The organism is Enterococcus sp. DIV0176 (assembly GCF_050528535.1).
Lineage (GTDB): Bacteria > Bacillota > Bacilli > Lactobacillales > Enterococcaceae > Enterococcus_B > Enterococcus_B thailandicus.
Map to the genome: position 1 here is coordinate 1022558 of NZ_CP172879.1, position 19778 is coordinate 1042335.

Below are 19778 nucleotides of genomic sequence, written 5' to 3' on the forward strand. Positions count from 1 at the left end.
ATTACATGGGAAAAAAAAGAGTCTATGAATTAGCAAAAGAGCTCAATCAATCAAGTAAAGTGATTGTCGAAAAAGCCCAAAATTTAGGGATCGACGTAAAGAACCATATGGGAACTTTAAATCGCGAAGATGAGAATAAATTGCAGCAAGCTTTCAAAAACCCAGTTGTACAAAAGCCAAACCAGAAACCCGTCAATCAAAAGCCAAATGATAAAACTCAAGAAAATACAAAAAATGTAACACAACAAAAAAATAAAAATAACCGCAACTATCAAGATCGCGGTCAAGGGAGCGGTCAAGTGAATCAAGGACAAAATAAATCATCCAACCAAAATAACCAAAACCGTCAAGGCGGAAATCAAAATCGTAACAACAATAACAATCGCGGAAAATTCAACAATAATAACCGCAATCGTTTTAACAAAAAAGGGAAAAAAGGGAAACAACAAACGTCAAACAAACCAGCTGTGCCACCACGTAAATTCCGTGAACTACCAGAAGTTCTAGAGTATACAGAAGGCATGAACGTTGCAGATATTGCGAAAAAAATTCACCGTGAACCAGCAGAAATCATCAAAAAACTATTTATGCTAGGTGTCATGGTCAATCAAAACCAAGCACTTGATAAAGATACAATCGAGTTGTTAGCAACAGATTATGGTATGGAACCACAAGAAAAAGTACAAGTGGATATTGCAGATTTAGACAAATTCTTTGAACCAGAAGAATTGAATGAAGAAAATCTAGTTTCACGTCCACCGGTTGTCACAATTATGGGACACGTTGACCATGGTAAAACAACTTTATTAGATACTTTGCGTCACTCACGTGTAACAAATGATGAAGCAGGTGGAATCACTCAGCATATCGGTGCTTACCAAATTGACATCGACGGTAAACCAATTACTTTCTTGGATACACCAGGTCACGCGGCCTTTACAAGTATGCGTGCTCGTGGGGCAAGTATCACAGATATTACAATCTTGGTTGTTGCTGCTGATGATGGTGTAATGCCACAAACGGTTGAAGCCATCAACCATGCGAAAGCTGCGAATGTTCCAATCATCGTTGCTGTAAACAAAATTGATAAACCAGGCGCAAATCCACAACACGTTATGCAAGAATTAAGTGAATACGAACTTATTCCTGAAGCGTGGGGCGGAGATACGATCTTCGTTGAAATTTCAGCGAAATTTGGTCAAAATATTGAAGAACTATTAGAAATGATTCTATTAGTTTCTGAAGTAGAAGACTTGAAAGCTGATCCAACACAACGCGCAATCGGTACAGTTATCGAAGCACGTTTAGACAAAGGTAAGGGACCAATCACTACTTTACTTGTTCAACAAGGAACATTACATGTAGGAGACCCAATCGTTGTCGGCAATACTTACGGACGTGTTCGTGTGATGGTCAGCGACTTAGGTCGACGTGAAAAAGATGCGGGTCCAGCAACACCAGTTGAAATCACTGGATTGAACGATGTACCACAAGCTGGGGATCACTTTGTTGTCTTTGAAGATGAAAAAACAGCTCGTGCAGCTGGTGAAGAACGTGCCAAACGTGCAGTTGTTGAACACCGTGCCGCTACAAGCCGTGTAACATTAGATAACTTGTTCGAAAGTCTTAAAGAAGGCGAATTGAAAGAAGTTAATGTTATTATCAAAGCTGACGTACAAGGTTCTGCCGAAGCTTTAGCTGCTTCATTGAATAAAATTGATGTCGAAGGCGTTCGCGTGAAAATCGTGCATGCTGCTGTTGGTGCAATCAATGAAAGTGACGTTACCTTAGCTGCTGCAAGTAACGCAATCATCATCGGGTTTAACGTTCGTCCTACACCACAAGCGAAGAGCCAAGCTGATTCGGAAGAAGTAGACATTCGTTTACACCGAATCATTTATAAGGCAATCGAAGAAATCGAAACAGCAATGAAAGGGATGCTTGATCCTGAATTTGAAGAAAAAATCACTGGTCAAATGATCATTCGTGAAACCTTCAAAGTTTCAAAAGTTGGAACGATTGCTGGTGCATACGTGACTGAAGGATTTATTCGTAGAGATAGTGGTGTTCGTGTCATTCGTGACGGAATCGTTATCTATGAAGGCCAATTAGCTAGCTTGAAACGTTTTAAAGATGACGTGAAAGAAGTTAAAATGGGATTTGAATGTGGCGCAATGATTGAAAAATTCAATGACATCAAAGTTGATGACATCATTGAAGGCTTCATTATGGAAGAAGTTAAAAACGACTAATAAAAAAATAAAGGAGGCCGCTCATTATGGCTAACTATCGTGACCGTCGAGTCGGTCAAGAAATTTTAAAAGAGGTCAATGATATTTTACGTAAAAAGGTTCGTGATCCACGTGTTGAAAACGTAACGATCACGGATGTACATGTAACAGGTGATTTGCAACAAGCAACCATCTATTACAGCATCTTATCTGATCTTGCTTCAGATAAGAAAAAAGCTCAAGAAGGTTTGAGTAAAGCAAGTGGGCTCATTCGTCGTGAATTAGGTCATAACCTAAGCATTTACAAGACACCTGAGCTAATCTTTGAATTAGATGAGTCTGTCGGCTATGGTAACCATATCGACGAGCTGTTGCGTAATTTGAATAAGGACTAAAAAAAAGAGTAACAAACCTGGTATATCAGGTTTTGTTACTCTTTTTTGTTTTTTTCTTCCTCGTTCATCTTTCTAATTCCATCACGATAGGCTCAATTCCATGGCTAACGAGTAGCTCTTTTACTTACTTTTTCCATAAAAAAAATCTCTTACTTACTCAATCTTCCTTCTAAAAATATGCGTACAGCTTCTTTATCATTTTCAGTTATAGGTTTCCCATCGAAGCTTTTTACATTATCTAAAAGTTTATTGAGGTCATCGGATGTTAACGATGCGTTAGACATATTTTTTTTTTCCTCCCTATCCAAAAGATAATCAACGCTAACGTCAAAGTAATCTGCAATTTCTTGCAATCGTTCTGTCGATGGATTTGAGTTTTTAAGTCTGTATAGGACATTTTTCCCATAACCTAGATCTTCTTCAATTTTATTTAATGATTTTCCCTGTTTTTTTGCTAAACCTTTTATCCTCTCTAACGTTGTCATAACAATCTTCCTTTCGTCAAGAAAAAAAGTTAACATCAAATGTTAAAATATGTTGATTTATATAACAAGTGATGTTAATATAATTCTTGTAAACAAGTTTAATAACTAAAAAGACAACAAAAACACTACTGATTATTAAAAGCCAACGACTAAGAAAGCTTTTAAATAAATGTTTTAATGTCTTATTTAACCATGTGCTTATTTTAACATCATGTGTTAATTTGGTCAATGGAGTTTTATGGATGGCTGTTAAATTTGCTTGCGAATAATAAGAAAGGAGAAAAACGATAATCACAATTGAAGTAACATCAGAAGAAGTAAAAGATCTGTTCAGTAGAAGAACTTTTGTCAGATTCAACAACAGAATTTGTAGATATTTTTCAATCAAAATATCTACCCAATAAAGAAAATACTGTTGTAGCCTATGAGACGTGTTTGAGTGAATCTACTGTAAAAGGCATAGATTTTGAACTCTTAAAATAAAGTTCAAAACGTCTAGGTTGGAATTGAAGACCGTACTCTTTACTCAAACAAATCAGACTACAATAAAATTATAAAAGTTGCACATACTTTTAATATTATTTGGAAGGGAATGAAGTGTATGGGGGTTTGGCGTCTTCCGTTTGACGGCTCACTTAAACCTTATGAAGAAGGACAACAATTCGGGAACACTTCGTATCCGCGTGGAAGGGGATATTTTCACGATGGTTATGATTTTGGTTCAGCAAAGTACTCAGGCGATTTTAAATCAGTAAACGATGGAAAAGTTATCTTTGCAGGTTATGCTGGTCAAGGAATAGAATATGCAATAGTTCTGCAAATAGGTGACTATCAAGTAATGTATCAAGAATTTGGTTCTACGATGTATGTCAAAACTGGTAACCAAGTAAAAGTAGGTCAAGCTTTAGGGAAATTGACAACTACACATTTGCATTTAGGAATAACAAAACAAGACTGGAGAACAGCTTTAGGAAGCTGGGATATTGACAATGGAACATGGATAAATCCAATTCCAATTTTACTATCAGGTGATTCTACAGATAATCTAACACCAGAGGAGGAAGAAGAAATGATTAAATTTACAGTTGTAGATGGAATGTATAAAGGAACGAAAGGATATCTTTACAATGGACGATTCATTGTAGGTGGAAATACAGGAGACTATGCTACCGTTTATAATAAATTGAAATTGATGGAATCACAAGGAAAGATTAAACCAATTACTGATGATATCAGTAATGCGGAGTATGAAAAATTAATTAACGTTTTCCCATCATATAAGAATTCAAAATAATTAAAATATGAGTATACAACACAGTATATTGGTCTGAAAAAATTCTCAATTAGATATAGTTTGGAATAAATAAAGGAAAACGAGAGTAAAGTTAGGGACGTATATTTGTAATCATACAAAGTATGATAGAAAGGAAAAAAGCATGGGACAACGAGAAACAGCAAAACAAATTTGGGATTATCTGACTTCACATGAATGGACAAAAGAATCAGTAGCTGCACTTTTAGGAAATATGCAGAGTGAGAGTGGAATTATTGCAGATCGCTGGGAAAGTGATTATGTAGGTAATATGAGTGGTGGATATGGATTAGTACAATGGACACCAGCTACAAAATATATTAATTGGGCGACAGCAAATAATCTACCTTATCAAGATGTTATTTCACAATGTAAACGATTAGAATGGGAAGTAGCCAATGGACAACAATTTTACCACCCATCTATGAGTTTTAAACAATTTACACAAAGCACCCAAACGCCAGAAACATTAGCCGATATTTTTATACGTTATTATGAACGACCAGCTAATCCAAATCAACCAGAACGGCAAACACAAGCAAGATATTGGTATAACCAATTTAAAGATACTGCAACATCACCAACACCAGAGGAGGAAGAAGAAGTGATTAAATTTACAGTTGTAGATGGAATGTATAAAGGAACGAAAGGATATCTTTACAATGGACGATTTATTGTAGGTGGAAATACAGGAGATTATGCTACCATTTATAATAAATTGAAATTGATGGAATCACAAGGAAAGATTAAACCAATTACTGATGACATTAATAATACGGAGTATGAAAAATTAATTAACGTTTTCCCATCATATAAGAATTCAAAATAATCAATTAAAGCAATATAAAAATTCAACAATTTTAATTTATTGTAGAGGCTGGGTCTATCCTAAATAGAAAAACCACTTAAACCTCATTTTTGAAAACGTTGATTTTTGGTAGTTTTAAAATTAAAAAAGGTGTTAAGAAAGGCTGAATGTTTAGTTTTGTCTCAACCTTATTTTTCTATTATGTTATCTAAGTTCAGTTGATTAAATCAGACGACTTGAAGTAAACAAAAAAGTTAGCTATCTTGCACAAATCCTTGGCAATTTTCGATTAACTTTACTAATGGAAGTTTTTTATCAAGCTGAATCTTTAGCAATGCTAATGGTATCTATGACTATGATCATGAGCGTTGACAATAAATAAAAATAGCGACCCTCAAAAGTTAGATTTTTGGTCTAACTTTTGAGGGTCGCTATAAGATTAGAAATCTTTTTTATTTAGATTAAAAAATAAAAATTTATTCGCAAAATTATTGGGTAAGTAGTTCCTATGTTATAATGAACAAAAAGACGCTCTTTGAAATAAAAATATTCAAGCTAGATGAGCATTCAAACTGAAGTTTTGCTATGAACGAATAGTGCGATTACGGAACCTCAAAAATTTTTAGCCGAGGTTTTAGAGCTATGCTGTTTTGAATGCTTCCAAAACAACTGGTTTTATTCGTGCCATTTACACGATGTTTTAGAGCTATGCTGTTTTGAATGCTTCCAAAACTGGTTCTCATGGACGACTGACCCAACGTATGTTTTAGAGCTATGCTGTTTTGAATGCTTCCAAAACATGGAACAACAAAAGAGCTAACGAGGGTAAGTTTTAGAGCTATGCTGTTTTGAATGCTTCCAAAACATTAGATTTTTGTGCACGTCTAATTAATTTGTTTTAGAGCTATGCTGTTTTGAATGCTTCCAAAACTGCGTTATAGGCATATGGTGCATTTAAGTTGTTTTAGAGCTATGCTGTTTTGAATGCTTCCAAAACTGTCCTAGATATATAATAACCCTAATATCTGTTTTAGAGCTATGCTGTTTTGAATGCTTCCAAAACCTATGGTCATGGCTACTTCAATGATAGTGAGTTTTAGAGCTATGCTGTTTTGAATGCTTCCAAAACATTCTGTTCTTCTGTTTTGTTGTCGTCATAGTTTTAAAGCTATGCTGTTTTGAATGCTGACCAAATTGATAGAGAAATTAACCAAAACATTACCCATTTATTGGGTAATGTTTTTTTGTTATAATGAGGTGAATGTGGTAAGAGATTTTCTAGAAATTTTTGTATCTTTTGGATTGATAAAAAAATAAAAGGATGTGGCGATAATGAAAAAGATAATTGGGTTAAGTGTGATTGGCATGACTTTGTTTCTTGCTTCTTGCGGGAAAAATGAGCAAGTAACTTCAAGTAAAACGTCACAATCGACGGTTCAAACGAGTGAAACAACAACAACAAAGACTGTCTCAGAAACGGCAACAAGTGATTCAAACACAGAAACAGTTGTTGAAGAAACGAATTCAACTGTAACGACAACACCAGCGAGTTCAACAGGTCAAAGTACAAATGCATCAGCAACAAACTCAACGAGTGAAATGCCTTCCTTTACACCAGAACAAAAACAAGCACTAGATGCTATTTACGAAAAATATCCAAAGTATAAGGATTCAGATATTGCTTTTATCTTTTGGCAAATGATTGATGGCGATTATCTTTTTAAAGCTTACAGTCTTTCTGCAAGTGAACGTGGAGGTTCTGGTACATTGACCTTTTTCCGAGTTTCACCGATAGGAGAAGTGCAAGAAACTGATCCTAGTGGAAACCCATATTAAGCAAATGATTGGAAAAATTAAAAACGGCAAGTCCTCAAATGATGAGACTTGCCGTTTTTTTATGCACGAAGCTTAAAATTCTTCGTTTGTCTTGGGGAAGACGTGTTTATTTGCCTGAAAGCCACCCATATAACCAATCAAAGGGTGCGAAGAAAATATTTTCCATCTAATCCCTCCTTTTGTATAAAAAAAGAATAACATGTATTCTATTTACACCCCGATGAATTTTATTACGTTTTTGTATCCAACATGTAAAAATCGTTGGAGTTGAATTCAAAAATGTAGTATTTATTCTTGCTGTGTTATAATAAATCAGTTGAATCAAAAAGAAATGGAGAGCAGAAATGGAAGGGCTATTACCGTTATGGAAAGAACGTGGGATGACAAGTCATGACTGCGTATTTAAATTAAGAAAAATATTACATACCAAAAAAATCGGTCATGGTGGAACACTAGATCCAGATGTAGATGGTGTGTTACCAATTTGTATTGGCAAAGCAACAAAAGTTATTGAATATTTAACTGATTCTGGGAAAACATACCAAGGTGAAATTACACTTGGTTTCAGTACAACAACGGAAGATAAATCTGGCGAAGTGGTTGAAAAACAAGCGGTGACAGAACGAATCTCAGAAAAAAAGATCGATCAAATCATGGACTCTTTTCTGGGAGAAATCACGCAAATTCCGCCAATGTATTCAGCGGTGAAAGTCAATGGCAAACGTCTTTATGAATATGCTCGCAACAATGAAACAGTTGAGCGTCCAAGTAGAAAAGCCCAAATTTATCGTTTTGAACGCACTAGTGAATTAAACTGGGATCAAGAAAAAGGTTTGTTATCTTGGCGTTTTGAAGTTGATTGTGGAAAAGGAACTTATGTGCGAACACTTGCTGTTGATACGGGAAAAAAACTAGGATTTCCTGCTCACATGTCTGACTTGACAAGAACAGCAAGCGCAGGAATGAATCAAAAACAAGCAATCACTTTGGCGCAAGTAGCTGAGTATATGGAAAACGGGACTATTTCTGAGTATTTATTACCAATCGAAGCAGGCGTTGAGAAGTTTCCACGAGTAGATATCAGTGAAGCTGTTTGGCAAAAAGTCAAGAATGGCATGCGTTTAGATTACAACGTGTTTGGGTTGCCAACGATGCCAGATCAAGAAATTGCTTTGTTTTATCAAAATCAAGTTGTTAGCATCTACCAGCCTAATCCAAAGGAAAAAGATAAATTAAAACCAAGTAAAGTGTTAAGAAATGAGGTATAACTGATGGAAATTATCAAAATTCGTCACCCTTATCAAAAAAATCAAATTCCAGCAGAGGAAGTAGTACTTGTCTTAGGATTTTTTGACGGGGTACATTTAGGCCATCAAAAAGTAATCGAAACAGGCAAGAAAATCGCTGACCAAGAAGGATTGAAATTAGCTTTGATGACGTTCAACCAACATCCTTCAATCGTGTTTAAAAAGATTGATCCAGCAAGTGTTAAATATTTAACTACGCTTGAACAAAAAGAAGAAAAAATGGCTGCACTTGGTGTAGATTTCTTATACGAAATTGATTTTACTTCTGCATTTGCACACTTGGCACCTCAAGATTTTGTCGATCAATACATTGTTGGTTTACACGCTAAATATGCTGTTTCAGGGTTTGATTATACCTATGGACCAAAAGATGTTGCAGATGTAGAACACCTTCCAGAATATGCAAACAATCGTTTTGAAGTTGTAACTGTTCAAAAAGAAGTCGAAGATGGCGAGAAAATCAGCTCCACACGTATTCGTCAGTTATTGGATGCAGGAAATGTGACAGAAGTAACCAAACTTTTGGGGAGTGTATACGAGATTGAAGGTGTCGTGGTTCATGGTGACGCTCGGGGGCGCTTGTTAGGGTTCCCTACAGCAAATGTCAAAGTCAAAGGAACTGTTCATTTACCTAGAGAAGGTGTCTATGTCTCTGAAATCAAAGTTGGTGACAACTGGTATCCAGCAATGGGATCCATTGGTCATAATGATACGTTTGGCGAAGGCCGAGAGCTAACTGTTGAATTATTTATTTTAGATTTTAATCAAGATATATATGGTGAACATGTGGTTGTTCGTTGGAATGAGTTTTTACGCGATCAAGTGAAGTTTACGGATGTTGATGACTTGATTGCACAACTAAAAAAAGATGAGTCTGATACAGCGGCCTATTTTAAAAAATAAAGAGAAGTTAAGAGGGTTGTAACATTATTTAATAAGTTACTTTTAGAACATCTTTATTCATAAATAGGGAGTGTGGCAAAAAATTGTGTCACACTCTCTTATTTTTTTAGAAGATTTCGTTAACTGCAATAGTAAAAACGATTGGAGTCCTTCCCTTTGCTTCTTTTTCAAAATCCTAGTATAATAAGCATGTTTTTTTAAATTGGAATGAAGAGAGAACGGAGATAAGTAATGACGAACAATTTTTGGGCAGAATTACCAAAGCCCTTTTTTATTTTAGCACCAATGGAAGATGTGACAGATGTTGTTTTTCGCCATGTTGTTCAAGCCGCAGGCGCACCGGATGTCTTCTTTACAGAATTTACTAATTCGGATAGTTATTGTCATCCAGATGGTAGACAAAGTGTTCGAGGTCGTTTGACTTTTACTGAAGATGAGCAGCCAATGGTCGCCCATATTTGGGGAGACAAACCAGAATTTTTCCGTGAGATGAGCCTTGGCTTGGCAGAAATGGGCTTTAAAGGAATTGATTTGAATATGGGATGTCCAGTTCCTAATGTTGCTGGTCATGGTAAAGGGAGTGGATTGATTTTACGTCCCGAAGTTGCGGCAGAATTGATTGAAGCTGCAAAAGCTGGTGGGCTACCGGTCAGTGTGAAAACAAGACTTGGGTATAAAGACATAGCAGAAATGGAAAATTGGTTATCACATGTTTTAGCACAAGATATTGCTAATCTGTCAATTCACTTAAGAACTCGCGAAGAAATGAGTAAAGTGGATGCACACTGGGATTTGATTCCTCAAGTGCTAGCCATTCGAGACCGAGTAGCACCCCAAACACTAATTACTATTAATGGAGATATTCCTGATCGCCAAACTGGGCTTCAATTAGCTGAAAAGTATGGTGTGGATGGAGTGATGATTGGTCGAGGAATCTTCAAAAATCCGTATGCTTTTGAAAAGGAACCTAGAGCACACTCTTCAAAAGAACTGCTCGATTTGTTGCATTTACAATTAGATTTGCAAGATCAATATGCTGAGCTGGTTCCACGTTCGATAGTCGGATTGCATCGTTTCTTCAAAATTTATGTTAAAGGATTTCCAGGTGCTGGTGATTTGCGAGCGCGGTTGATGAATACGAAGACGACGGATGAGGTGCGGGAAATACTTGGACGTTTTGAATAAGGTTGTGGCGCCAAGCGTTCAGCTTCTAAAAAGTAAAGAACAACTGAGAAAAATAGCCTTTCATATTTTTGTACAGTTGAGAGTTATTTCGAGAAGTTGCTTGGTGAACACCGAGAATAAGGTTGTGGCACAAAACGCTTAGCTCCGATAAGATAGCGACCAAACACTCAAAATAGCTTTTAATGTTTTGAAGTGGATGCAAGCTATATGGAGGAGTTGGTTTGGGAACACCGAGAATAAGGTTGTGGTTCCAAGCGTTCAGCTTCGAAAAAATAAAGAACAACTGAGAAAAATAGCCTTTCATATTTTTGAACAGACGCAAAATATTTTGGAAGTCGCATAGTTGAAAATCATTTGTTAGCTAAAAAGTATGGCATTGACTTGTCATACTTTTTTTATGTTTACATATAAATAAAATTTATCATGACCCGTGGTTTTGACTATAGCTAAAAGTGGCGACTATACTTTCGCATGTAGTAAAACTTAGGAGGAATTTTTTATGCTTACAGGATTAAATTTATTGAACAATCCATTTTTAAACAAAGGAACAGCATTCACGAAAGAGGAACGCGCTAAATACGGGCTTACAGGTATGCTTCCTAGTACCGTTCAAACATTAGAACAACAATCAGTTCAAGCTTATGGTCAATACTTAAGTAAACCATCTGATTTAGAAAAACGAATTTTCTTAATGAACTTATTTAATACAAATCGTACACTTTTCTACAAATTAATGGGTGAACATCTAGTTGAGTTTATGCCAGTTGTTTATGATCCAGTAGTCGCTGACTCAATTGAACAATATAATGAAATTTTCTTGAAACCGCAAGATGCAGCTTTCCTTTCAATTGATGATCCAGAAAGTATTAAAGCAAGTCTGAAAAATGCTGCAGATGGCCGAGATATTCGCTTAATCGTTGTAACTGATGCAGAAGGAATTTTAGGAATGGGTGACTGGGGAGTTAATGGTGTAGATATTGCGATTGGAAAATTAATGGTTTATACTGCAGCAGCTGGAATCAATCCTGCACAAGTATTACCGGTATCTCTTGATGCTGGAACAAACAACCAAGAATTACTAAATGACCCATTATATCTAGGCAATCGCCATAAACGGGTTGAAGGCGAAACTTATTATCAATTTGTTGATCAATTTGTAAGTGCGGCAACTGAGTTGTTCCCCGAATTACTATTGCATTGGGAAGATTTTGGTCGTGGAAATGCAGCAACTATTTTAGAAAAGTATGAAGATCAAATTACAACATTCAACGATGATATTCAAGGAACAGGAATTGTTGTTTTAGCTGGTGTGTTAGGTGGCTTGAATATTTCTGGTGAAGCATTAAAAGACCAAACAATTTTAACTTTTGGTGCAGGGACTGCCGGTGTTGGAATTGCAAATATTCTTTTAGATGAAATGATTCGTCAAGGCGTTCCAGCAGAAGAAGCACGTAAACATTTTTACCAAGTAGATAAACAAGGTTTACTATTTACAGATACAGAAGGACTAACTCCAGGACAAATTCCTTTTGCACGAAATCGTGATGAATTTGAAAATGCATCAGAATTGACAGATTTAACTGCAGTTGTGAAAGCAATCCATCCAACAATCATGATTGGTACATCAACACAACCAGGTGCTTTCACTGAAGAAATTGTTAAAGAAATGGCTGCTCATACAGCACGTCCAATTATTATGCCTTTGTCAAATCCAACTAAGCTTGCTGAAGCAAAAGCGCAAGATTTGATTACTTGGACAGATGGAAAAGCACTAGTTGGAACAGGGATTCCTGCTGCTGACGTTGACTATCAAGGTATAACTTACCAAATTGGTCAAGCAAACAACGCATTGATGTATCCAGGGCTTGGATTAGGTTTGATTGCTTCAACTGCAACGCGTGTGAATGCAGAAATCATTTCTCAAGCAAGTCGTGCCTTGGGAGGAATCGTTGATGTGACACAACCAGGAGCATCTATTTTACCTCCTGTTGCAAAAATTACTGAGTTTTCTCAAATCATTGCAGAAACTGTAGCCAAATCAGTGGTGGAGCAAGGGCTAAATCGTGAAGAAATTTCAGATATCAAAGCAGCCGTTGCAGATGCTAAATGGGTACCAGAGTACACAGAATTAACGGCTGAATAATTAGAAGTAGTTGTGTGCAAGACAATAAGAAAAGCGGACAGTTCATCCAAACGGTTCTACTTTTCTTATTGATTGCCAAAGGAGAAAGGATCTGTAAGTATGGTACAAAAAGCAACAGCTGTTTCAGCGGTTGAAGACGAAAAAAAGACGAGCATTTGGTCAACAAAAATTAGTGGTATCAGTTTGCCCTTGTATTTAATTATGGTTGCAGTGTTGATCGTCGCAATGGCGTTGGGAAAATTACCGACGAACATGATTGGCCCAATTGCTGTATTAGTTATTTTAGGGAATTTATTTCATTTCATTGGTTCAAAACTTCCAATTGTAAAAAGTTATCTTGGTGGTGGCTCTGTTTTTGCTATTTTTGCTTCAGCAGCTATCGCGACTTTTGGTATTTTACCTGAATATGTCGTGCACGCGACTGAGAATTTTATCAATAATATGGGTTTTTTGGATTTTTATATTGCTGCATTGATTACTGGTAGTATTTTAGGAATGAATCGTAATCTATTGATGAAAGCTTCTGTCCGTTTTATTCCAGTGGCATTGATTTCAATGGTCGCTTCCTTTTTTGCAGTTGGTTTGGTAGGGATGTTGATCGGCAACGGCTTTGCTGATTCAGTATTGTATGTGTCACTTCCTGCAATGGCTGGTGGTGTTGGTGCAGGTGCGGTTCCGTTGTCTAGCATTTATGCAAATGTTTTAGGAACGGATGCCTCGTCGATTATTTCTCGTTTGATTCCTGCAACGGCAATGACCAATGTATTAGCCATTATCGGAGCAGCTTTAGTGGCACGCGCTGGACAATCAATGCCTAAAATTAATGGGAATGGAAAATTGATGGAAAAAGGCGATCTTGGTGATGGAAAACCTCGTACAGTGAAACCGAATATTTCTCAATTGGGTGTAGGATTGATGATTTCAATCACCTTTTTCATTCTTGGACAAATTTGTAATTACTTTGTTCCGAAAGTTCATGCGTATGCGTTTATGATTATTATCGTTGTCATTTGTAAAATTACGAATATCTTGCCTGAATATTATGAGGATGCAGCTATTATGTTCAATAACTTAATTGTGAAAAACTTGACTGCGGCTGTTCTTGCTGGTATCGGGATTGCGCTTTTGAATTTAAATGTATTAGCTTCCGCCTTAACTTGGCAGTTTGTTGTACTTTGTTTAACAAGTGTCATTGTTATTTCAATAGTATCTGGTTTTGTCGGTCGACTATTTGGTCTTTATCCAATTGAATCTTCAATTACTGCGGGGTTATGTAATAATTCAATGGGCGGTACCGGTAACGTTGCGGTACTTTCTGCTGCGAATCGAATGGAACTCATTGCGTTTGCCCAAATGGGAAATCGTTTAGGCGGAGCAATTGTCTTGATTATCTCAGGATTTTTGATGCAGTTGCTTTCATAAAAAAGAAGTCAAGCATGTTTTTAGTGAACATGTTTGGCTTTTTATTTTTACGCAGATTGTTGGTGAAAATGCAGCGCGTATTGAAGGTAAATAAGTTGCTAAATGTTTGAAAAACCGTCAGACTAGAAGAAACGCAGCATCAGCTGATAAGAAAGAGGGGGAGATAACATGAAACCGAAGATTAGTCGAGAGGAAGTAGAGCAAATGCTTGTCACTGACGCTTATTTTGAGAAAAAACACTATCCATTGAAAATTTTTCAGACGATTGTTTCGCTTGTGGGATGGCTTTGTGTGATATCACCTTTTATTTGGTTATTACTACCAGTTTTATCGCCAGAAAAAGCATGGAAGAACCATTTAGTTGTTTATAAAGATGAATTACAGACTTTAAAATTTCTATTTGTTTTCTTGAGCGTCACGTTTGTTGTGATTGCTATCTTTTACATTGGATTGACGATACGAAATAATTTTCATTTCAAAAATCTTTTGCAGAAAAAGGTTCAATATGACGAAGAACAATTGGAAAAACGTCGTCAGTTACTAAACGAAGCGTTTGATGTTCGATTTGGTCCTGAAGCAGTTCGCAAAGAAGTGTGTAGTTATTCCGTAAAGGAAGAGCAAAACTTAGATACAGATTTTGTACGCAACCTTTATAAGAAAGGCAATGTGGAGCTATGATGACTTTTTTTCAAACTGGTAATTATATACTAGATATTATTTTAATGATCATGTTTTTGGTCCTAGTTACGTATCCAATTATTGGTGGATTTTCTTGGTTTATCGGTGTTTTATGTTATACCTTTCTTTTTAAATATAAACAAACAGAGTGGGATGATATCCCGGTAGAGGTTGAGCCATTCATTACAATCATGGTTCCTGCTCATAATGAAGAAATCGTTATTGAAAATACAATAGAGTACTTGATGACTAAACTAAACTATAAACATTATGAAGTATTGGTAACAGATGATGGCTCTACTGATAGTACACCTGAAATTTTAGCTCGGTTACAAAAAAAATATTCCAAGCTACGAGTCATTCGAATTGAAAAGAACAAGGGGAAAGCACATGCTTTCAATATTGGTATGGGGTTTGCAAAAGGGAAATTGATTCTAAGTAATGATGCAGATACAGTTCCGGAGCCCGACTCTTTGAACATGTACGTCAACTATTTTATTCGCCAAGATTCGACAAATATTTCTGCAGTTACAGCCAATATGGATGTGCAAAATAGAACGAAACTAATTGCAAAGTCACAAACGGTCGAATTTTCTAGTATTGTCGGAATCATAAAACGTACACAAATTGGCGTTTTAGGCAGTATCTACGCTTATAGTGGTGCAAACACGATGTACCGAAAAGACGCATTAATCGATGTGGGATTATTTAGACAAGACCGAGCAACGGAAGATATCAGCATTGCGTGGGATCATCAAATGGATGGTTGGCTTTCACTTTTTGCTCCACGAATCATGTTTTTTATGGAGGTTCCAGAATCTTTGAGGATGCTTTATCGCCAAAGAAAACGCTGGGCTAAAGGTGGAACAGAAGTTTGGTTGACGAATTTCAAAAAAATAGTGTTGCACCCATTTAGAAATATTGGCCACACGGTCATGTTCATTGACCAAACGTTCAGTATCATTTGGTCGTTTTTCTTTTGGATCTCTAGTTTGATTTTTTTGTGGAGTTTAGTCAAGTTTATTTTGGAAGGGAACACGGAAAGAATCTATCACATGATTACGTTGTCTTTTCTTTTTGTCTGCTTTGAAATGATCTCAGGAATTTTTCAATTAGGAGCATCGCTCATCTTGGATGACCAAGGAAGAAAAATCAAGTATTTATTTTTTGCACCATTATATATGTTACTTTATTGGATGATAAATGCCTTAACGATTGTGACAACTTTTATTCCAGCGATCAAAACAATTCTAGGCTTAGGTTCAGGCACGTGGAAAAGCCCAGATCGAAAAGGCCCACCAACTTCAAAAAAAGATTTAACAGATGAAATGAATGAATAGGAAAATGATTGTTCATGCTTACGAAAGTACGAATGAAGGATACGCAAAAAACAACACAGGTAATCCCTAGATAGGATTGCTTGTGTTGTTTTTTGTGAGAAGAATGTGTATAGGAAATAAATTATGTCAACTAAATATTGAATGGAAAATACTTGTGTGCAGTAATAGTTTTTTAAACAAGTAGATTCGTTGTTCAAGAAATAGTTGGAAATCAGTTCAAGATTACCTTACAGTCATTAATCAATCACTGTAACAGCTATCAATCGTTTTACTTGTTCTGAATCACCGGTTGGAATAGGGACAACGGTTGCTTGATCAAGAACGTTTTGTGTTAATGCGCGAATCGCTTCTGGATCACTCGCTTCATCCGCAGACATTTGCCAGTGAGAAGGTGTTGGGTAACGTGTAACTGTTCCATCGTGATTACTTGCATAAACGACAAGACCTTGGTACGAATATTTTCCAGAAAGAGTAACTGTTTCAGTTGGATAAGTAAGACTTCCATTGTCATAAGGATCAATCGGCTGACCTGCTGGACTAAGGTGAACATGTAATTCGAAATCATCTGGTATAGCAGCACCCATGAAAGTCAACCAAACACGAGCGTACTCAATTTGCAAATCAGAATAACCAGCTAGTGGATCTACTTGAGTTACTTGGGAAGAGCTTGTGTCAGTTAGTGGCTGCTCACTAGTGCTAGGAACCGCTAGTTCACTTGTTTGCGACTCTACCTGAGAAGGAGAAGTGACTTGAGTAGAGGAACTACTTGTTGTTGAGGCACTGGAATTTTTGGTTGTGCTGATTGTTGTACTTGAAGAAGCGGCAGAGCTTTTAGTTGTTATTGATAAATTAGGTTTGTTTGCGGCTTTTTTAGTATGGCTTTGTTTAGGACTGCAGCCAACTAAAAGCAAGGCGAGGGCAGCAGAAAGTAAAATAGGACTCATTTTTTTCATAAAATCATCTCCAAATTTATGTTATTAAAAGTATACCATAACAGATAGTATTTTGTGTCAAATGTCTGAATTTACTTAGGTTATGAATGGTGTTTTTGATAAATTATCTAGCATGGATATTGTCATTTTTCCTGTTTTAATGAAACAATTAGGAAAACAATAGAACTTTTACGAGCAAACTAAACAATAACTTTGTCATCTATTTATAGTTAAGCCGTCTTCATAAAACAACAATAAATGTTGAAAGAAGGAGTTTATGTTTTGATCATAAGGTAAAAAAGAGACAAAGGATGAATGAAGATGTTGTTGATTGATAGTAGATTTTGATATAAGTGGAGTTAATCAAAAGGAGTAAATAAGTGAACAAAAAATTAATTAGTTACTTAGTGTAGAGAAATGTAGAGACAGGAGAGAGGTTGATTTTTATTAGTAGATTTATAATTGGAAAGATTGGCTTGGTATGTTTTGTTGGGGAATCCATTCATTATATAAGGTGAAAAAATCGTTCGTTCAAATGTAGACAAGGAAGTGTCAGACTCCGACATGTCTAAGATTGAGTCAGCAATGAAACGTTAGAAAGAATTTATTTTTCTTGGTTTCCTATTTTAAGCCATCAATTTGATTCTAGTATATTGCTTAAACTAATACATAATAAAGAGAATTCAATGAATGAAACAACTAATTCCGCAGAACATAAAACTTCTGCGTATATTCATATTCCATTTTGTGAGCATATTATTGTTGTGATTTTAAGATATCTGATGTTTTTTTATAAGCTATAAAATAAGTGACAATTATGAGTATAAAAGTACTTTTTATGGTGTCTTTAGTCAATAACGATGTTATCAATTTATAGTTTTATTGTCATATAAGACAAATATTAACTTTGGAGGATACATAATGAAAAAGAAATATCTAGGTTTGAAAGTGTGGGTTCGTGTAATAGCAGTAAGTTTTGCTTTGTCCGTTGTAGCAACAAGTGGTAGTGTGGTTGTTTTGGCAAATGAGTTGATTCTAGATGAAACTCAGAATAGTGAAAGCTACTTTAATGATGAAGACTTGGCAATTTATTACTCGAAAGAAGAAAAGAATTCTGAACTAGCTCTTGAGAAAATCAAGGAAGAGTATGGAGACGTGCCACCTAAATTTAACGAAGAAGGAGAAATATTATTAACGCCTGAAGATGAAATGAGATTGGATACAGCAATAACCGAGTACTTGAAAGCGGTAGGGTATAGTTCCTATTTAAGAAGATTTGGTCGTAATTGGTGGAATAGTAGGAGCTTTATTGGTGGTGTTATTGACGTCGCGTTTATTGCTCTTGGGTTTGGAGCGGGAGCTAGATCGGCGAACCAAATAATACAGATAATTAGAGTAAATAGAAGAAATATTACTCGGTCAATCGAGAGACAGCTAAGAACTAAAGTTGGAATCACTCTTGGAAATTGGCTATCTGCTGGATTAGATGTTGCTGGTGCTCTGTCTGGAATAAGTCTTGGCTACGCCGTTGCGTGGGGAATTGACTATGTAGATGGAAAAAGACTAGATGGATATATTTTAGCGTAAAATGAGTAAGAAGTTCAGTGCATTTCTAATCAGAACGAATAAAATTTTTCTTTTTCTTATTTTCTTTTTTTTCATGTTGAGTATTACATCGTTTATTCAAAAAAAATATGTGGTCTGTTTTTTGAGTCTTATTTTTATTCCCACGATATTTAGGATATATCATTCGCTGAAAAAATTTTTAGAAGATGATATACGAGATTAAGTGGAAGAAAAAGTACATGCTGCAATAGAAATCAGCTAAGATTTAATCGTGTAGATAAGAAATTGACAACTATCTTTGAGTATAACATCAGATAGTCTTAAAGTTTATTTAGGAGGCTTTACTAATGAATTACGCTATAAAAAAGGATTCATCTACTTACTAATTGTAGTCTTGTTTACATTTGTTTTATCTATATTTATTACAAATGATAGTGTAGTTGCTTAGCAAATAAATCAAATTTAGAGAAAACTAAGAATATTGACACTAATTTTATCTCTGAAAAAACATCCTTTTTTATGTAGAAGAAAAGAAAAATTCTAAAGTGGTTATTGAAAAAATTAAAGAGGATTATGAGAAGGTTCAACCTAAATTGGAAGAAAACGGAGAATTATTGTTAATAGTAGAAGATGAATTAAGAATGGAACAAGCAATCAATTAGTATTTAGCAATGACTGGATTCAATCCAAGAATACGAGGCGTAGGGAAAAATTGGTGGAACTCAACTGGTTTTGTTGCTGGTGTTATTGATGTAGGGTTAATAGCAATTGGATTATGGACGGCTGCAAGCAATTTTGGAGCGGTAAGAACGTTATTAAGAAATAATCGCAAAAATATTACTAGAATGGTTGAAAAACAAATTTTAGCTAGAGTAGGTATCGGATTGAGTGGTTTATTAAGCAGGATGATCAATGCTGCACGTACGATTGCTAGTGCATCAGTTGGGGGGATTTTAGCAGATGGAAAGAACGACCATTATATTTTAGCATAATAGGAGCATACTTGGATGCGTAAAAAGACAAAAGAAAAAATCAATCGTTTGATTAATATAGGCATATTTTGCTCGATTATCATGGCTATTTTCTCAGTCATCTTACTTCTTCAAAAAAGATATTTTTGGGCATTTTTGAGTATGATTGGAATGATTGTCGGTATTGCTTCTTTTTGGAATTTAAAAAAAGAAATGAAGTTGATTAAAGAAGGTGATTCTTATGATAATAATTGAAGGCTACGT

General features: G+C 35.8%; 17 protein-coding genes and 1 CRISPR repeat array. Of the genes, 15 read left to right on the forward strand and 2 right to left on the reverse strand.

Translation table 11 applies throughout. The features are described 5' to 3' along the window. Positions 1–5: 5 nt before the first annotated feature. Together infB and rbfA are read left to right on the forward strand one after the other, a co-directional pair. Complete coding sequence (infB, locus tag IGJ66_RS04935; protein WP_071868513.1) at positions 6–2252, forward strand: translation initiation factor IF-2; 2247 nt, start codon at positions 6–8, stop codon at positions 2250–2252. A 26-nt stretch (positions 2253–2278) separates the two neighbouring features. After that, positions 2279–2626: a 30S ribosome-binding factor RbfA gene (gene rbfA, locus IGJ66_RS04940; protein ID WP_067484229.1), complete on the forward strand. Its 348-nt coding sequence runs from the start codon at positions 2279–2281 to the stop codon at positions 2624–2626. Positions 2627–2775: 149 nt separating this feature from the next. Here the strand turns inward: rbfA and IGJ66_RS04945 are convergent, their stop codons facing one another. Further along, a complete protein-coding gene (locus IGJ66_RS04945; protein ID WP_075491094.1) occupies positions 2776–3111 on the reverse strand; it encodes a helix-turn-helix domain-containing protein in 336 nt (111 codons plus the stop codon). A 601-nt stretch (positions 3112–3712) separates the two neighbouring features. On the opposite strand from IGJ66_RS04945, the gene IGJ66_RS04950 reads away from it, so the two are divergent. The 10 genes from IGJ66_RS04950 to IGJ66_RS04995 all read left to right on the forward strand — a co-directional run bounded on the left by IGJ66_RS04950 (position 3713) and on the right by IGJ66_RS04995 (position 16045). Beyond that, positions 3713–4405 carry a M23 family metallopeptidase gene (locus tag IGJ66_RS04950; RefSeq protein WP_176694872.1) on the forward strand — a complete coding sequence of 231 codons (693 nt, stop codon included), beginning with the start codon at positions 3713–3715 and terminating at the stop codon, positions 4403–4405. 142 nt (positions 4406–4547) lie between these two features. Then, positions 4548–5252 (forward strand): phage tail tip lysozyme, encoded by a 705-nt coding sequence (locus tag IGJ66_RS04955; protein WP_430616903.1) that lies wholly within the window; start codon positions 4548–4550, stop codon positions 5250–5252. A gap of 610 nt (positions 5253–5862) precedes the next feature. Further along, positions 5863–6426: a CRISPR direct-repeat array (repeat unit 36 nt; unit sequence GTTTTAGAGCTATGCTGTTTTGAATGCTTCCAAAAC). Between the two features lie 137 nt (positions 6427–6563). Next, positions 6564–7067 carry a hypothetical protein gene (locus IGJ66_RS04960; protein WP_430616904.1) on the forward strand — a complete coding sequence of 168 codons (504 nt, stop codon included), beginning with the start codon at positions 6564–6566 and terminating at the stop codon, positions 7065–7067. 344 nt (positions 7068–7411) lie between these two features. Then, positions 7412–8335, forward strand: a complete 924-nt coding sequence (gene truB / locus IGJ66_RS04965) for a tRNA pseudouridine(55) synthase TruB (RefSeq protein WP_067484233.1) — start codon at positions 7412–7414, stop codon at positions 8333–8335. 3 nt (positions 8336–8338) lie between these two features. Beyond that, complete coding sequence (ribF, locus tag IGJ66_RS04970) at positions 8339–9277, forward strand: riboflavin biosynthesis protein RibF (protein ID WP_430616905.1); 939 nt, start codon at positions 8339–8341, stop codon at positions 9275–9277. Between the two features lie 231 nt (positions 9278–9508). Then, complete coding sequence (locus IGJ66_RS04975; protein ID WP_095803547.1) at positions 9509–10462, forward strand: tRNA dihydrouridine synthase; 954 nt, start codon at positions 9509–9511, stop codon at positions 10460–10462. Between the two features lie 499 nt (positions 10463–10961). Beyond that, positions 10962–12605, forward strand: coding sequence for a malolactic enzyme (locus IGJ66_RS04980; protein WP_067484238.1), 1644 nt, complete (start codon positions 10962–10964; stop codon positions 12603–12605). Positions 12606–12704: 99 nt separating this feature from the next. Next, positions 12705–14027 carry a 2-hydroxycarboxylate transporter family protein gene (locus IGJ66_RS04985; RefSeq protein ID WP_071868505.1) on the forward strand — a complete coding sequence of 441 codons (1323 nt, stop codon included), beginning with the start codon at positions 12705–12707 and terminating at the stop codon, positions 14025–14027. Between the two features lie 168 nt (positions 14028–14195). Further along, a complete protein-coding gene (locus tag IGJ66_RS04990) occupies positions 14196–14705 on the forward strand; it encodes a cell division protein (RefSeq protein WP_430616906.1) in 510 nt (169 codons plus the stop codon). Next, a complete protein-coding gene (locus IGJ66_RS04995; protein WP_430616907.1) occupies positions 14702–16045 on the forward strand; it encodes a glycosyltransferase family 2 protein in 1344 nt (447 codons plus the stop codon). The genes IGJ66_RS04990 and IGJ66_RS04995 overlap by 4 nt, the downstream gene beginning before the upstream one ends. Positions 16046–16281: 236 nt before the next feature. Here IGJ66_RS04995 and IGJ66_RS05000 read toward each other — a convergent pair whose 3' ends face one another. Then, entirely contained in the window at positions 16282–16998 is a 717-nt protein-coding gene (locus IGJ66_RS05000) for a hypothetical protein (RefSeq protein WP_430616908.1), read from the reverse strand. 900 nt (positions 16999–17898) lie between these two features. On the opposite strand from IGJ66_RS05000, the gene IGJ66_RS05005 reads away from it, so the two are divergent. From IGJ66_RS05005 to IGJ66_RS05015, 3 genes are all read left to right on the forward strand, one after another. Further along, a complete protein-coding gene (locus tag IGJ66_RS05005) occupies positions 17899–18564 on the forward strand; it encodes a hypothetical protein (RefSeq protein WP_430616909.1) in 666 nt (221 codons plus the stop codon). 650 nt (positions 18565–19214) lie between these two features. Next, positions 19215–19535 (forward strand): hypothetical protein, encoded by a 321-nt coding sequence (locus IGJ66_RS05010; RefSeq protein ID WP_430616910.1) that lies wholly within the window; start codon positions 19215–19217, stop codon positions 19533–19535. A 15-nt stretch (positions 19536–19550) separates the two neighbouring features. Next, positions 19551–19769, forward strand: coding sequence for a hypothetical protein (locus IGJ66_RS05015; protein WP_067484249.1), 219 nt, complete (start codon positions 19551–19553; stop codon positions 19767–19769). The last annotated feature ends 9 nt before the right edge of the window (positions 19770–19778 follow it).

Coding starts and splice junctions, on each gene's coding strand:
- IGJ66_RS04955 (WP_430616903.1), top strand. CDS start 4,548: ATGGGACAACGAGAAACAGCAAAACAAATTTGGGATTATCTGACTTCA.
- IGJ66_RS04995 (WP_430616907.1), top strand. CDS start 14,702: ATGATGACTTTTTTTCAAACTGGTAATTATATACTAGATATTATTTTA.
- IGJ66_RS05005 (WP_430616909.1), top strand. CDS start 17,899: ATGAAAAAGAAATATCTAGGTTTGAAAGTGTGGGTTCGTGTAATAGCA.
- truB (WP_067484233.1), top strand. CDS start 7,412: ATGGAAGGGCTATTACCGTTATGGAAAGAACGTGGGATGACAAGTCAT.
- IGJ66_RS04975 (WP_095803547.1), top strand. CDS start 9,509: ATGACGAACAATTTTTGGGCAGAATTACCAAAGCCCTTTTTTATTTTA.
- IGJ66_RS04980 (WP_067484238.1), top strand. CDS start 10,962: ATGCTTACAGGATTAAATTTATTGAACAATCCATTTTTAAACAAAGGA.
- IGJ66_RS05015 (WP_067484249.1), top strand. CDS start 19,551: ATGCGTAAAAAGACAAAAGAAAAAATCAATCGTTTGATTAATATAGGC.
- IGJ66_RS04990 (WP_430616906.1), top strand. CDS start 14,196: ATGAAACCGAAGATTAGTCGAGAGGAAGTAGAGCAAATGCTTGTCACT.
- infB (WP_071868513.1), top strand. CDS start 6: ATGGGAAAAAAAAGAGTCTATGAATTAGCAAAAGAGCTCAATCAATCA.
- ribF (WP_430616905.1), top strand. CDS start 8,339: ATGGAAATTATCAAAATTCGTCACCCTTATCAAAAAAATCAAATTCCA.
- IGJ66_RS05010 (WP_430616910.1), top strand. CDS start 19,215: ATGACTGGATTCAATCCAAGAATACGAGGCGTAGGGAAAAATTGGTGG.
- IGJ66_RS04945 (WP_075491094.1), bottom strand. CDS start 3,111: ATGACAACGTTAGAGAGGATAAAAGGTTTAGCAAAAAAACAGGGAAAA.
- IGJ66_RS04950 (WP_176694872.1), top strand. CDS start 3,713: ATGGGGGTTTGGCGTCTTCCGTTTGACGGCTCACTTAAACCTTATGAA.
- IGJ66_RS04960 (WP_430616904.1), top strand. CDS start 6,564: ATGAAAAAGATAATTGGGTTAAGTGTGATTGGCATGACTTTGTTTCTT.
- rbfA (WP_067484229.1), top strand. CDS start 2,279: ATGGCTAACTATCGTGACCGTCGAGTCGGTCAAGAAATTTTAAAAGAG.
- IGJ66_RS05000 (WP_430616908.1), bottom strand. CDS start 16,998: ATGAAAAAAATGAGTCCTATTTTACTTTCTGCTGCCCTCGCCTTGCTT.
- IGJ66_RS04985 (WP_071868505.1), top strand. CDS start 12,705: ATGGTACAAAAAGCAACAGCTGTTTCAGCGGTTGAAGACGAAAAAAAG.